Genomic DNA, 14,066 nt, shown 5'->3' on the forward strand with positions numbered 1-14,066 from the left:
CCCGGCTGTTCCTGCCGGCAAGGCTGCCCCTTCGCCTCAAACGGACGCCGCCCTTCCCCCGGAGGACGCCCGCCCGGCCCGTGCTGTTCCTGCTGCAGGCACCGTGATCGGCCTGGACATCGGCGGCACCAAGACGCGGGGCGTCCGTTTCGAGAACGACCGGCCCGTGGCCGACGAAACCGTCGGCAGTTCCAACGTCCAGAACGTCACCCGCGACGAAGCGGCGGCGCATCTGGCGGAACTGTTTGCAAAGATCGGCCAGGGTCCCGTGGCCCACGTCTATGCCGGCGCCGGAGGGATTGATACCGAGGAGGACGCCGCCGCGCTGGCGGCGCTCATCAGGCCCCACGTACCCGGCGCAACGGTCACCGTGGTCCATGATTCGCGCTTGCTGCTGGCGGCCGGCGGCGCGGCCAGCGGCGTGGCTGTCATCGCGGGCACCGGATCGGCTGCCTGGGGCCGGAACGGGCAGGGGCAAGAGGCCCGGGCCGGCGGCTGGGGCTACCTTCTGGGGGACGAAGGCAGCGGCTACTGGCTTGGGCGGGAGGCCGTCCGCCACAGCCTCCGCCGCATGAACCAGGGGCTGGAGCCCGATGACCTCACGAGTGCCCTGCTGGCCTCCTGCAGCATTGAGGACCCCAACAAGCTGATCGCCCTGTTCCATTCCCCGAGCACGGGACGGCGCTACTGGGCCCAGCAGGCCAGACTTGTGGTGGAGGCGGCAGACGCCGGCCACCGGGTCAGCCAGGAGCTCCTCGACCAGGCGGGCAAGGACCTGGCCGGCATGGCCGCGCAGGTTCTCCGGCAGCTTGGGCTGGAGGGCCCGGTGATCCTGGGCAGCGGCCTGGGCATGAACGTTGTCCGCCTGCAGGACTCCTTCAGGAACCACCTCGGCGCGGCCGGCGTCACCGACGTGCGGGTCCTTGACCGGGAGCCCGTCTTTGGGGTTTTGCAGCTCGTGGGCGAACAGCACTAGGCGAACGGCACTAGCGGCAGACCGCGGGCAGCCCCGGCCCGGGGCCGCTGCTGCCGAGGCTTCCTCGGGGGTGCCCGGGCTAGGCTGGATTCATGAGCGTTCTCTTCGACACCCGTCCCGCCGCCTACGCCGTGATCCTCCGCGACGACGCCATTCTTCTGGCGTACTGGAAACAGGACGGCAAGGAGGGCTGGACGCTTCCCGGGGGCGGCCTGGACCTCGCAGAACATCCGGTGGACGGATGCGTCCGGGAGATCTTCGAGGAAACGGGCTACCACGCCGAGATCGGTGCCATGCTGGGGATCGACGTCGGCCACTGGCCCTCAGGATCACGGCTGGACGGCATCGACCGGGACTTCCAGGCGCTCCGGCTCGTGTACGAGGCAAGGATCACCGGCGGGGAACTCACCCATGAGGTGGACGGCACTACCACCCACGCTGCCTGGATCCCGCTGGATGAAGTTGGCTCCCTGAACCGCGTCTCACTGGTGGATGCGGCGCTGCGGCTGTTCAGGGAGCGGCCCGTTAACGGCAAGCTCGACTGAGCTTTTTGCCCCGGAATTTCCTAGCTGAGCCCGGAATTTCCTAGCCAAGCAAAGACCCGCTGGCTATCCTGTTGGGAGCGACCGGATAGGGCATCCGGCATGAGACGCAGCGGGGAGGTGGACCTGATGATTGCAGCTTTCCTGCGCCCGGAGCGCATAAGCAAAGACTCCTTCATTAATCCTGCCCCGCGATTCGGCACCGCCTAATCCTCAGCCGCCGCCCCGATACATGCTCGTAGGGGATGGCAAGCGTGGTGCCCAGGGGCCCCACCCAGAGGTCCACAGTGAACAATCCTTCCGGCCCTGCAATGGCCGAAAACAACGCAATAGCTGAAAACAACCAGTCCAGCCACAAGCCCGGCACCGCACACCTGCGGGGACCAGCCGAGTACGGTTTCACGGCCTCCGTGGCCGCGCATTTCGCGGCCCACCCGGTAACCGGCGGGCAAATGCCTGGCCGGGTCGTCCGGGTTGACCGCAACCGCCTTCTCGTCGCCACGGCGGATGGCCTGGCGCACGTGCCGTATCCGGCCTCGCCGCCCGTGCCTGCCAGCGGCGACTGGGTCTGGCTCGGGCACAACGCCGCCGGTGAGCCGGCCGTCGTCGCCGTGCTTCCGCGCACGTCCGAGCTGAGCCGCAAACGGGCGTTCGACGCGTCCTCCGAGGCGCAGGTTCTGGGCGCCAACATCGACGTGGTGGGCGTGGTGGTTCCGGTCGACCGGCCGCTGACCCACAACCGGCTGGAACGGACCCTCGTTGCGGCCTGGGATTCAGGCGCCACACCGTTGGTGATCATCACGAAAGCCGACCTCGCCAACCTCGCGGATGACGTCGTCGGGAAGGTCATCCTGCAGGCGGCCGGAGTCGACGTGGTGACCACATCAGCAGAGCAGGGGGACGGCCTGGACGAGGTGCTCGCCCACGTGCCCAGCGGAGGAACCCTCGTGCTGCTGGGGCCCTCCGGCGCCGGCAAGTCCACGCTCATCAACGCACTCGCCGGCAGGGAGGTCCAGTCCACGGGAGAGGTACGGGCAGCTGACGGCAGGGGACGGCACACCACCACGTCCCGGGAGCTGGTGCCACTGCCGGGCGGCGCGGTGCTCATGGACACGCCCGGAGTGCGCGGCTTTGGGCTGTTCGACGCCGACGAGGGCATGGGCGAAATGTTCGGCGATCTTGAGGAGCTGTTCCGGCAGTGCCGGTTCTCCGACTGCGCCCACGACCGCGAACCGGGCTGTGCCGTCCAGGCTGCGCTCGCCGACGAAACCCTGGACACCAGGCGGTGGGCCAGCTATCTCAAGCTGCAGCGCGAACTTGCCGCCCTGAACCGGCGTCACGACGCTGCGGCCCGGCGGGCCTACCAGCGCGAATGGCACCAGAAAGTGGCGGTCGCGGGAAGGACCCAGCGCGCGGCGGAACGGTACAGAAACGGCTAGGCCGGCGTTTTCGGTCGGGAACCCATCCTGCCGGCGGTTGTCTCCGAATGGTTACGGTATGGGCGTCTGCGGTTACTTTCCCGCAGGCACTGGTTACGCTTTGTCAAAGCGCGCTTTACACCCAAAATTCAGCGTGCTTATGATCAGCTCGCTTGTCCGATGTTGCTGACAACAGTTAGGTAAGCCCGGGAATGGCCGAAGCCATGATTGAGTTCGATAGCGTCACCAAGCAGTACCAGGGTGGACAGCCGGCGGTGGACAACCTGAGCATGACCATCGACAAAGGCTCCATCACGGTGTTCGTCGGACCATCAGGATGCGGAAAGACCACCTCCCTGCGCATGATCAACAGGATGGTTGAGCCCACCAGCGGCACCATCACTGTGGACGGCAAGGATGTCACGTCGGTGCCGGCGGCCGAGCTTCGGCGGTCCATGGGCTATGTCATGCAGTCCTCCGGCCTCATGCCGCACCGCTCGGTGCTGGACAACATCGCTACGGTGCCGCGCCTGAACGGCGTCTCCAAGGCGGACGCACGGAGGCGCGCCGAAGAACTGCTCGACGTCGTCGGGCTGGCTGCCGCGCTTGGGAAGCGCTACCCGTCCCAGCTCTCCGGAGGGCAGCAGCAGCGGGTGGGCGTGGCCCGTGCCCTGGCTGCCGATCCGCCGGTGCTGCTCATGGATGAACCCTTCAGCGCAGTGGATCCCGTGGTCCGCGACGAGCTCCAGCGGGAACTGCTGCGGCTGCAGCGCGATCTGGCCAAGACGATTGTCTTTGTCACGCATGACATCGACGAGGCCACCGTGCTGGGTGACAAGGTGGCGGTCTTCGCCGTCGGCGGCAAGCTCGCCCAGTACGCCACCCCGGAGGAAATCCTCCGCGCACCGGCCAGTGAGTTCGTGGCGTCCTTCGTGGGGCGCGACCGCGGGTTCCGGCACCTTGGGTTTACGGCGGCCGACGGCGTGACCATCCGGCCGGTGGCGACTGTCACCCGCGGCGGAGACGCCGACGCCGGCATGACGGGAAACGCCCGTGACTGGCGCCTCGTCGTGGACGCGGAGTCCCGCCCCCTGGGCTGGGAAGGCCCCGGCTCCGGTTCCGAACTCATCCCGGGAGGCTCGCTGTTCCGGCCCGGGGATACGCTGCGCCGCGCGCTGGATTCCGCCCTGTCGTCGCCGTCGGGCCTGGGCGTGGCGGTGGACAGCGAGGGGAAGGTCGCGGGCGTGATCGAGGCGGCGGAAGTGCTCGCTGTCATCGAATCCGCCCGCCGGGTCCGCCAGGATGCCCTCTGATGGACTGGTTTCTGGCGAACAGCGGCATCGTCTTCGAGCGGGCAGGCCAGCACCTGGTCCTTGCCCTGGTGCCCATGGTTTTGGGGCTGCTGATTTCCATTCCGCTGGCCCAGGTCTCGCGGCGCCACCCTGTGCTCAGGTCCCTTGTGACCACCCTGACGTCGCTGCTGTACACGATCCCGTCGCTGGCACTCTTCATCATCCTGCCGCCCCTGCTGGGCACGAGGATCCTGGACCCGCTGAACGTCATCGTTGCCCTCACGATCTACGCCGTGGCGTTGCTGGTGCGGGCTGCCATGGACGCCTTCGATTCGGTCGATGACGACCTGCGGCAGGCGGCCGTGGCGATGGGCTACAAACCCATGGCACGCTTCCTGTCCATCGATCTGCCCCTCTCCCTTCCTGTCCTGTTCGCCGGACTGCGGGTGGTGTCCGTCAGCAACATTTCGCTGGTGAGCGTTGCCGCACTGCTGGGCGTGGGAAACCTGGGGATCCTCTTCACGGACGGGCTGCAGCGGACCTTCGTCACGGAGGTGGTGGTGGGGATCGTTGCGATTCTCCTGCTGGCACTCCTGATGGATGCCGTCCTGGTCCTCCTGGAGCGGCTGCTCACGCCGTGGACCCGGGTATCGGCTGCGCCCTCGCGCGCGGAGCCGGTGACGGGTGCGGAGTACATTGCCGAGACGCAGATCCATGCGGGGGCCCGGCCATGAGTATCTTCACCGAAACTTTTGCCTGGCTCGCCGATCCAAGCCACTGGACGGGGACCTCAGGCATCGCCAACAGGCTGCTCGAGCACCTGCAGTACAGCGGCCTCGTCCTGGCCATCGCCGCGGCGATCGCCGTGCCGGTCGGGCTCTACATCGGCCACACCGGGCGGGGGAGGGTCGCGGCAGTGGCCGTGGCAGGAGCGCTGCGGGCCCTGCCCACGCTGGGCCTGCTGGTGCTCTTCGCGCTCATCGCCGGCAGCGGCCTCATGCCGCCGGTGTGGGCGCTGGTGATCCTCACGGTCCCGCCGCTGCTGGCAGGCACGTACGCCGGGATCTCCAGCGTCGACCCGGCAGTTGTGGATGCCGCGCGCGCCATGGGCATGAAGGAACTGCAGATCCTCTTCCGGGTGGAGCTGCCCAACGGTCTCCAGGTGATGTTCGGGGGCATCAGGACGGCCGTGCTGCAGGTGATCGCCACCGTATCCGTCGTGGCGTATCTGCCTCTCGGGGGACTCGGACGGTACCTCTTCGACGGCCTGGTCCTCCAGGACTTCCCCCGGATGCTGGCCGGTTCGCTGCTGATCGCCGGCCTGGCGATCGCCGTCGACCTCGTGCTTGCAGCGGCGCAGAGGCTGCTGGTTTCCCCCGGACTGGCCACCGGTCCCAAGGGCGGCCGCAAGGCCGCCACCACACGCTCGGCTGCCGCACCCGCGACGGCCGCTGTTCAAGGAGGTACCCCATGAAGCACCCCATCCGCACGACCGTCACCCGCCGCGGCCTGGGCGGCCTTGCCGCAGGTGTTGGCATGGCCCTGGCGCTCTCGGCCTGCGGCGGCGGCGATCCGCTGACGTCACCGACCACCACCGCAGGCGGTGCGACGGGTGGCGGCTCCCTGGTTGTCGGTTCTGCCGACTTTCCCGAAAGCCAGGTCATTGCCGAAATCTACGCCGGGGCCCTGAACGCGGCCGGCATCACAACCACCACCAAGCCCAACATCGGCTCCCGCGAGATCTACTTCAAGGCTGTGCAGGACGGCTCCGTGGACGTCGTGCCGGACTACTCGGGGAACTTGCTCTCGCACGTGGACGCCGAGGCTCCGGAAGTCGCCGCGGAGGACGTCTACAAGGCCCTGCCCGAGAAGCTGCCGGAGGGCCTCGGAGTGCTGGAAGCGGCCAAGGCCGAGTCCAAGGATGCCATGGTCGTGACCAAGGCGACGGCCGAGAAGCACCAGCTGAAATCCATCGAGGACCTGGCCAAGGTCTGCAAGGACTTCACGATGGCCGCACCGGCCACGTTCGAAACGCGCGCCTACGGGTTCCCAGGGCTGAAGAAAAACTACAACTGCGAACTCAAGGCGCTCAAACCGTTCAACGACGGTGGCGGCAACCTGACCCTGCAGGCACTCCTGACGGATGAAGTCCAGGTGGCCGACATCTACACCACAACCCCTTCGATCGCCGACAACGACCTTGTGGTCCTGGAAGACCCCAAGAACAACTTCAAGGCCCAGCAGGTGCTGCCCCTGTACAACAGCGCCAAGATGACGGACAAGGCCAAGGAGGCCCTGAACGGCGTGTCCCGGATCCTGACGACCGAAGACCTCATCAACCTCAACCGTGCAGTCAGCGGCACCCAGAAGCAGAATGCCAAAGATGCGGCCGCGGCCTGGCTCAAGGACAAGGGCATCGTCAAGTAGGGCAAGCCACCCACACTCAAGAACTGAACCACGACGGCGGCTGCCGGACTTCCCTGCGAAGCCGGCAGCCGCCGTCGCATGTGAGCCACGTCTCCCCGGAAGTACATCCCGCATATGGCATATTTGATGGATGGCAGAATTCAAGCAGTCCACCAAGCTTCATAATGTCCTTTACGACATCCGTGGACCGATTCTTCAGGCCGCCCAGCAGATGGAGGCAGAGGGACACCGCATCCTCAAACTGAACATCGGAAACCCGGCCCCCTTCGGCTTTGAAGCGCCGGACGCGATCCTGGTGGACATGATCCGCCACCTGCCGCATGCCCAGGGCTACAGCGACTCCCGTGGCATCTTCTCGGCCCGCACGGCGGTTTCGCAGTACTACCAGACCCGCGGCATCCAGAACATCGACGTGGACGACATCTATCTGGGCAACGGCGTGAGTGAGCTCATCACCATGTCGCTCATGGCTCTGCTCGAAGAGGGCGATGAGATCCTGATCCCCACGCCCGACTACCCGCTGTGGACGGCTTCGGTGGCCCTCGCCGGTGGACGTCCGGTCCACTACCTTTGCGACGAGGAATCGGGCTGGCAGCCGGACCTGGATGACCTGGAAGCCAAGATCACCCCGCGCACCAAAGGCATCGTGGTCATCAACCCGAACAACCCGACAGGTGCCGTCTACCCGGAAAGCACGCTCCGGAAAATCGTGGCCCTGGCGGAGAAGCATGGGCTGGTGCTCTTCGCCGACGAGATCTACGAAAAGATCCTGTACGAGGACGCCGTCCACGTGAACATGGCCGGGCTCACCGGCGACGACGTCCTGTGCCTGACCTTCAGCGGACTGTCCAAGGCGTACCGCGTGTGCGGCTACCGGGCAGGGTGGATGGCCATCTCTGGTCCGAAGAAGGATGCCTCCGACTATCTCGAAGGCATCAACCTGCTCGCCAACATGAGGCTCTGCGCCAATGTGCCGGCGCAGCATGCCATCCAGACTGCGCTGGGCGGCTACCAGAGCATCAACGACCTCATCCTGCCTGGCGGACGCCTGCTGGAGCAGCGAAACAAAGCGTATGACATGCTCAACGCCATCCCGGGTGTCAGCACGCAGCAGGCCAGGGGAGCCCTGTACCTGTTCCCCAAGCTGGATCCCGAGGTTTTCCACATCCGCGATGACGAGAAGTTCGTCCTGGACCTGCTCAGGGAACAAAAAATCCTCGTATCCCACGGCCGGGCGTTCAACTGGGTGCGGCCCGACCATTTCAGGATGGTCACCCTGCCAAACGTGAAGGACATCGAAGAAGCAATTGGCCGGATGGGAGACTTCCTCAGCAGGTATCAGGGGAACTAGCCTGTTCCCACACACAACTGTGGAAAGAGGCCAACATGACCGGCGTCGTGGATTTCACGAAGTTCCCCTCCGGATCCCTGAGGGTCGGCAAGGGCTTCAAGCTGGCGGATGTTGACCCTAATACCACCCCGGGCTATCCCGGGAACAAGGCCGACGGCGGAACCCTCCTTAAGGACCTCGACGACAAGCTCGCGGAACTTCAGGAGAAGCTGTTTGCCGAGTCGAAATTTGGCGGCAATAAGCGGGTCCTGCTGATCCTGCAGGGAATGGATACCGCCGGCAAGGGCGGAATCGTCAAGCACGTATTGGGCGCCATGGATCCGCAGGGCGTCCAGTTCAAGTCCTTCAAGGCACCGACACCCGAGGAAAAGGCCTACGACTTCCTCTGGCGCATCGAAAAGGAAGTCCCCGCCGCCGGCATGCTGGGCGTCTTTGACCGGTCTCACTACGAGGACGTCCTGATCCACCGAGTTCACCGCTGGGCCGACCCGAAGGAGCTTGAACGCCGCTACGCGGCCATCAACGAGTTCGAAGCCAGGCAGGTTGCCGTGGGCACGAAGGTCATCAAGGTCATGCTTCACATCAGCAACGCGGAGCAGAAGGAGCGCCTCCTGGCCCGGCTGAATAATCCCGCCAAGCATTGGAAGTACAACACCGGAGACCTGAAGCAACGCGCATTCTGGGAAGACTACATGGCTGCGTACCAGGCGGCATTCGATGCCGCCAACTCGGAGCATGCCCCGTGGTACGTCGTGCCTGCCAACAAGAAATGGTACGCGCGGATCGCCGTGCAGCAGTTGCTTCTGGAGGCGCTCGGAGAGCTGCATCTCGAGTGGCCCAAAGCCGAGTTCGACGTGGACGCCGAACGCCGCCTCGTTGAAAGGTCCTAACGGACGGAACCGCCGCTATTTACTGCTGCCTCAGCTGACCTTGCGGGCGGCCGCCAGCCTCTTCCGTGCGCCCTCCAGCCATTCTTCGCAGCGGCGGGCGAGGGCTTCGCCCCGCTCCCAGAGGGCGAGTGAATCTTCAAGGCTTGTCCCGCCGGCTTCGAGCCGGGATACCACGCCCACCAGTTGCTCCCGTGCTTCCTCGTAGCTCAGCGCCTCGATGTCTGCCGGCAGGGGTGCCTGCGCTGCAGTTTCGGGTGCGGCGTCGTTGGTGTGGTCGGTCATGTCAGTTTCACCTGTCGTGTTTGTTGAACTGGGTGGTTTCTCGGTCATGCATCAGGCGCCGGCGGGCTGGCGGGTACCGGTCGATGTCGCACCGAACCGCCCGCCCGCAACCCGGACGGAAAGTTCCGTGGCGGGCGGAACCTGCGAGGGGTGGCGCACGACTGTCCCTGCTGCCGCCCCGCTGGCTTCGGCGAGCTGGACCACGGCGTAGCCGCGGTCCAGGGTTTGTTGCGGGGACAGGGCCCTGACCTGGGCCTGGAGGTGGGCGAGCTGGTCCGCTGCCCTGGTGACAGCCGCGCTGATCGCCGCAGTGGAGCGGCGGGAAAGTCGTTCCACATCCTCCTCCCGCGCAGTGACCATGCCTTCCGGTGAGGCGAGGGCCGGTCGGGAACGCAGGGCGGCGAGGCGGTCAGATTCCCTGGCGACAAGCTGGGAGACCGAGCGGTGCAGCTGCGCTTCGGCCTGTCGGACCCGGGCGAGCTCCTCCGAGACTTCCGGAACGATCCGCTTGGCGGCGTCCGTGGGTGTGGAAGCGCGAAGGTCGGCGACGTCGTCCAGGATGGGCCGGTCCGCCTCGTGCCCGATGGCACTCACCACCGGGGTAACGGCACCGGCGACGGCACGGATCAGTTCCTCGTTGCTGAAGGGCAGGAGGTCCTCCAGCGCGCCCCCTCCGCGTGCAATGACAATGACGTCGACGTCGGGGCGGAAGTCGAGTTCCTTCAACGCCCCGACAATTTGGCTCACCGCGGTGTTTCCCTGAACGGCCACCTCCCGGATTTCGAACTCGACGGCGGGCCACCGCAACGCTGCGTTGCGGAGGACGTCCTTCTTGGCGTCGGAGTCCCGGCCGGTGATGAGGCCGATGCGGTGGGGCAGCAGCGGCAGCCGTTTCTTCCGGCCTTCGGCGAAGAGGCCTTCGGCGGCGAGGGCGTGGCGCAGCCTCTCGATCCGGGCGAGGAGGTCGCCCAGGCCTACCGGGCGGATGTCCTTGACGGACATGTTCAGCCGGCCGGTCTTCAGCCAGAATTCGGCCTTGAGCAGGGCAACCACGCGGCTGCCGCGCTCGAGCGGGGTCTCCTGGCGGTCCAGGATCTTCGACCAGACGGACGCCGGCAGTGAAATCTCCGCGTCTACGTCCCTGAGCGTCAGGAAGGCGCTGGTGCCACGCCGGTTCAGTTCGATGACCTGGCCTTCGACCCACGCCGCCGGAGCCCGTTCGATATGGGCCTTGAGTTTCTGGGACAGCAACTGCAGCGGCCACGGGTTGTCCGGGCTGGTGTCTGCGGCGGTGGGAGGCACCGTTGTGCGCCCGGCGGCCGGCACGGTGGCATTTTCAGCCATGTGCAGCCCGGGTGGAGGCGTTGCCCTGTTGCATGAGTGGCTGTCCTTTGCCGTCGCGGTGGGTTAATCAACTCTATCCATAGCTTTATCACCGGGCGGCGACATTTTTTGCTCATGCGGCCCCGCCCCTAGGATGGCTGTGTCCCATCTACCCGCCAGGAACCCCCCAACCAGCTAGGAATCCCTTGCGTTCTTTTGTTTCGGCCTTGGCCGTTGTCCTTGGCCTGCTGCTGGCCGCGTTTGCCGTCCCGGCCATGTGGGCGGACCGCAACATCGTGCAGGAGGACGGCTTTGTTGCCTTGGCCGCTCCTTTGGGCAAGGATCCTACATTTCAGAACCGGCTTGCCTCCGCCGCCGTGGGCGGAATCGACACCGGGGGAGCGGTACCCGGCCCCTTGGCCGAGGCCGTCCGGCCATTGCTGGAATCGGCTGCCGCGTCGCTCACCGGACTCCCGGGCTACCCCGCTGCCTGGGAAGAAACCTTGCGGAAGAGCCACCGGCTCAACTTTGCCGCGGCGGGTGGCGGCTCCTCCGAAACTGCGACCTCCATCACCCTGGATGTGGCGCCGCTTGTGGCCCTCGCGGCCAAGCAGATCTCCGAGCGTCTCGGCGTGCCGCTGGAAGCCCCGGAGCAGACTCTGCTGACCGCTGGCCAGTCCAGCCAGCGCCAGCTCATCGAGCAGGTCGCCGCCTACGCTCCGGTTGGATACAGCCTGGCCATCGGGGCAGGCATCGCCTTCCTCCTTGCCCTTGTGGCGGCCCGGCGGCGGTGGTCAGTGCTGGTGGGCACGGGGATCGGAGCCCTCGGGCTGGCCGGCCTGTGGAGCCTGGGGGCCCGCTGGGCAACCGACGCGGTCATGGGCACAGCGAGCGGCAACGAGGTGGCAGACCTGTTTAAGCGGGAATTCGTGGCAGCCTCGGCAAACGGATTCGGGTCCTGGATCCAGGCCGGCGCGGTCACCGGGGCCGTGCTGCTGGGCGCGGGCCTCGTGTTCGGTCTTCTTGGCGGCGCTGCCCGAAAGCGCTGAAGCCCTCCGGGGACCATGCCCGGTCCGGAGGTTTTCGGCCGGCCGGCCGGGCTGCCGGGACGCACTGCCACACCCGGTAGCATGGAGAAATGACCTCCTCAGCAGTCTCCCTTTCGATGCCAACTGTCCCGCGCCGGCGGCGTTCGCCCGAGGACGTGTCGGCAGCCGCACCGGTATCCGCCCCCAAAAAGGTCCTGCTGGCGGCCCCCCGCGGGTATTGCGCGGGTGTAGACCGTGCCGTCATCGCGGTGGAGAAGGCGCTGGAGCATTATGGGCCTCCGGTGTACGTCCGCAAGCAGATTGTGCACAACGTGCACGTCGTGAGCTCCCTTGAAGAGCAGGGCGCCATCTTCGTGGACGAAACCGATGAGGTGCCCGAAGGCGCGCTGGTCATCTTCTCGGCCCACGGCGTGTCACCGGCCGTCGTCCAGTCCGCGGGCGACCGCGGCCTGCGCACGATCGATGCCACCTGCCCCCTGGTGACCAAGGTCCACAAGGAAGCCGTCCGTTTCGCGAAGGACGACTTCGACATCCTCCTGATCGGCCATGACGGCCATGAGGAAGTGGAGGGCACCGCCGGGGAAGCACCGGAGCACATCCAGATCATCAACGGTCCCCATGAGGTGGACAAAGTGACCGTCCGGGATCCGGAAAAAGTCATCTGGCTGTCGCAGACCACACTGAGCGTTGACGAAACCATGGAAACCGTCCGGCTGCTCAAGGAGCGCTTCCCGACGCTGCAGGACCCGCCCAGCGACGACATCTGCTATGCCACCACGAACCGGCAGGTGGCCATCAAGAAGATCGCGCCCCAGGCGGACCTCGTGATTGTGGTCGGTTCGGCCAACTCCTCCAACTCGGTGCGCCTGGTTGAGGTCGCGCTCGAGTATGGGGCAAAGGCTTCCTACCGCGTCGACTTCGCCAACGAGGTGGACGAGGCCTGGTTCGAAGGCGTGGCCACTGTCGGCGTCACGTCCGGTGCCTCCGTTCCCGAGGTGCTGGTCAAGGACGTTCTCCGCCTGCTGGCCGACTACGGCTACGGCACCGTCGAGGAAGTCGTCACCGCCGAAGAGGACCTGCTCTTCTCGTTGCCCAAGGAACTCCGCGCAACCCTCAAGGAAGCCGGCGACGTTTCCCGGGCCCTCGGCGGCAGACGCTCAAACTAGCCGGCAGGGAAGGGTGAGGCCTACGCGGCGTCCTCTTCAGGTGCCTCCTCCGGTGCTGCCACTGACCGTTCCCGTGCCTGCAGCTCGGGAGCGGATACGGCGCGGGCGGTGACCTGGACCGCGGACGGCGTGGCAAGCCCGGTGGCGTCGAGGGCATTGAGCTTCCGCGCCGTGGGGAGGACCCGGGCCTCCAACGTGCCCACCATGGAGTTGTACCGGTCCACCGAGGTTTTCAGCGAGGACCCCAGCTTGCTGACATTTTCCCCGAGGGTTCCCATCCGTTCATAGAGCTGCCGGGCCAGTTCGAACAGTTCGCGGGCACTGTCGGTCAGCACGTCCTGCCGCCAGGTGAACGCGACGGATTTGAGGACGGCCAGCAGCGTGCCGGGCGAGGCCAGAACCACGTTCCTGGAGAGCGCATGGTCCAGGAGCCCGGGGTCGGCAGAGAGCGCGGCCGCGAGGATGGACTCGGCCGGCAGGAAGCAAATGACCAGCTCCGGGGAGTTGCCGGATATGTCCCAGTACTTCTTGTTGCTGAGGGCATCAACATGGGACTTGAGCGCCTTTGCGTGCGCAGCCAGCAGGACCTGTTGGTTTGACCGGCTCCCGCCGGTGTCCCTGTCGGTGTGGCCAAGATCCTGGGCCTCAAGGTACGCGGACAGCGGCACTTTGGCGTCGACCACCAGCTGCTTGTCACCGGGCAGCTGCACCACGAGGTCCGGGCGGACCGATGCGTCAGCTCCCGCGCTGTGAAGCTGCTCGTGGAAATCGACATGGCGCAGCATCCCGGAGGCTTCAACGACCCGGCGCAACTGGACTTCACCCCACTGGCCGCGGGCGCTGTTCGATCGCAGCGCCGCTTCGAGAGCATGCGTGGACCTCATCAGCTGTTCATCCGAAAGCCTGGCCTCCTGCAGCTGCTGCGCCAGTTGCCCGTACTGCTCCAGCCGGTCACGTTCCAGCAGGGAAACCTGCTGCTGAACGGCCGTCAGCTTTTCGGCGACCGGCGCCAGAGCCCGCAGGACACTGCCGTCCTGCTGGCGTGACTCGCCCAGTTCCCGGTTCTGCACGGCAAGCAGCTTGCGCTCGGCTTCGGCAGCAGCATACTGGGCGGTGACCGCCGAGAGCCGCGCCGAAACGCCGTCGAAATCCGCTTCCAGCGCCGCGGTGCGGCGGCGCAAGACCATGTAGGCGAACGCCGCCCCCGCGAGGGCGCCGAGCAACAGCATCAGGAGGGCCAAAATGACTGCAAAAGAATCCATGCCTTCACTGTGGCATGCAGGTGTGACATTTTTGCCGAAGGCGGCGGCGCCGTGGCCGGCCGGGGCCTTGACAGAACCGGGCCGCGTG

Annotated in this window: 14 protein-coding genes; 11 read left to right on the top strand and 3 right to left on the bottom strand. The window is 66.3% G+C overall.

Features of this window, described 5'->3' with window-relative positions:
• Positions 1–103: 103 nt before the first annotated feature.
• The 9 genes from AC5RUM_RS10790 (at position 104) to AC5RUM_RS10830 (ending at position 8,896) form a co-directional block, all read left to right on the top strand.
• Positions 104–976: an N-acetylglucosamine kinase gene (locus tag AC5RUM_RS10790; protein ID WP_494035146.1), complete on the top strand. Its 873-nt coding sequence runs from the start codon at positions 104–106 to the stop codon at positions 974–976.
• Positions 977–1,068: 92 nt separating this feature from the next.
• The gene (locus AC5RUM_RS10795) at positions 1,069–1,521 is read left to right on the top strand and encodes an NUDIX hydrolase (protein ID WP_494034923.1); all 453 of its coding nucleotides are present in this window, start codon (positions 1,069–1,071) and stop codon (positions 1,519–1,521) included.
• 284 nt (positions 1,522–1,805) lie between these two features.
• Positions 1,806–2,957 carry a ribosome small subunit-dependent GTPase A gene (gene rsgA, locus AC5RUM_RS10800; RefSeq protein WP_494034924.1) on the top strand — a complete coding sequence of 384 codons (1,152 nt, stop codon included), beginning with the start codon at positions 1,806–1,808 and terminating at the stop codon, positions 2,955–2,957.
• 191 nt (positions 2,958–3,148) lie between these two features.
• Entirely contained in the window at positions 3,149–4,249 is a 1,101-nt protein-coding gene (locus AC5RUM_RS10805) for an ABC transporter ATP-binding protein (protein ID WP_494034925.1), read from the top strand.
• Positions 4,249–4,962: an ABC transporter permease gene (locus tag AC5RUM_RS10810; protein ID WP_494034926.1), complete on the top strand. Its 714-nt coding sequence runs from the start codon at positions 4,249–4,251 to the stop codon at positions 4,960–4,962. The genes AC5RUM_RS10805 and AC5RUM_RS10810 overlap by 1 nt, the downstream gene beginning before the upstream one ends.
• Complete coding sequence (locus tag AC5RUM_RS10815; RefSeq protein ID WP_400578821.1) at positions 4,959–5,702, top strand: ABC transporter permease; 744 nt, start codon at positions 4,959–4,961, stop codon at positions 5,700–5,702. Before AC5RUM_RS10810 ends, AC5RUM_RS10815 begins: the two co-directional genes overlap by 4 nt.
• The gene (locus AC5RUM_RS10820) at positions 5,699–6,655 is read left to right on the top strand and encodes an ABC transporter substrate-binding protein (RefSeq protein WP_494034927.1); all 957 of its coding nucleotides are present in this window, start codon (positions 5,699–5,701) and stop codon (positions 6,653–6,655) included. The genes AC5RUM_RS10815 and AC5RUM_RS10820 overlap by 4 nt, the downstream gene beginning before the upstream one ends.
• Positions 6,656–6,785: 130 nt before the next feature.
• The gene (locus tag AC5RUM_RS10825; protein ID WP_494034928.1) at positions 6,786–8,006 is read left to right on the top strand and encodes a pyridoxal phosphate-dependent aminotransferase; all 1,221 of its coding nucleotides are present in this window, start codon (positions 6,786–6,788) and stop codon (positions 8,004–8,006) included.
• 35 nt (positions 8,007–8,041) lie between these two features.
• The gene (locus tag AC5RUM_RS10830; protein WP_494034929.1) at positions 8,042–8,896 is read left to right on the top strand and encodes a PPK2 family polyphosphate kinase; all 855 of its coding nucleotides are present in this window, start codon (positions 8,042–8,044) and stop codon (positions 8,894–8,896) included.
• 30 nt (positions 8,897–8,926) lie between these two features.
• On the opposite strand, the gene AC5RUM_RS10835 is transcribed toward AC5RUM_RS10830, so the two are convergent.
• Entirely contained in the window at positions 8,927–9,178 is a 252-nt protein-coding gene (locus tag AC5RUM_RS10835) for an exodeoxyribonuclease VII small subunit (RefSeq protein WP_494034930.1), read from the bottom strand.
• Between the two features lie 51 nt (positions 9,179–9,229).
• A complete protein-coding gene (gene xseA, locus AC5RUM_RS10840; RefSeq protein ID WP_494034931.1) occupies positions 9,230–10,522 on the bottom strand; it encodes an exodeoxyribonuclease VII large subunit in 1,293 nt (430 codons plus the stop codon).
• Positions 10,523–10,707: 185 nt separating this feature from the next.
• Here xseA and AC5RUM_RS10845 point away from each other — a divergent pair, with 185 nt between their 5' ends.
• Entirely contained in the window at positions 10,708–11,550 is an 843-nt protein-coding gene (locus AC5RUM_RS10845; protein WP_494034932.1) for a hypothetical protein, read from the top strand.
• An 89-nt stretch (positions 11,551–11,639) separates the two neighbouring features.
• The gene (locus AC5RUM_RS10850; RefSeq protein ID WP_494034933.1) at positions 11,640–12,716 is read left to right on the top strand and encodes a 4-hydroxy-3-methylbut-2-enyl diphosphate reductase; all 1,077 of its coding nucleotides are present in this window, start codon (positions 11,640–11,642) and stop codon (positions 12,714–12,716) included.
• A gap of 20 nt (positions 12,717–12,736) precedes the next feature.
• Here the strand turns inward: AC5RUM_RS10850 and AC5RUM_RS10855 are convergent, their stop codons facing one another.
• Positions 12,737–13,978, bottom strand: a complete 1,242-nt coding sequence (locus tag AC5RUM_RS10855; RefSeq protein ID WP_494034934.1) for a DNA recombination protein RmuC — start codon at positions 13,976–13,978, stop codon at positions 12,737–12,739.
• Positions 13,979–14,066: the final 88 nt, after the last annotated feature.

Source organism: Arthrobacter sp. B2060, assembly GCF_059090445.1.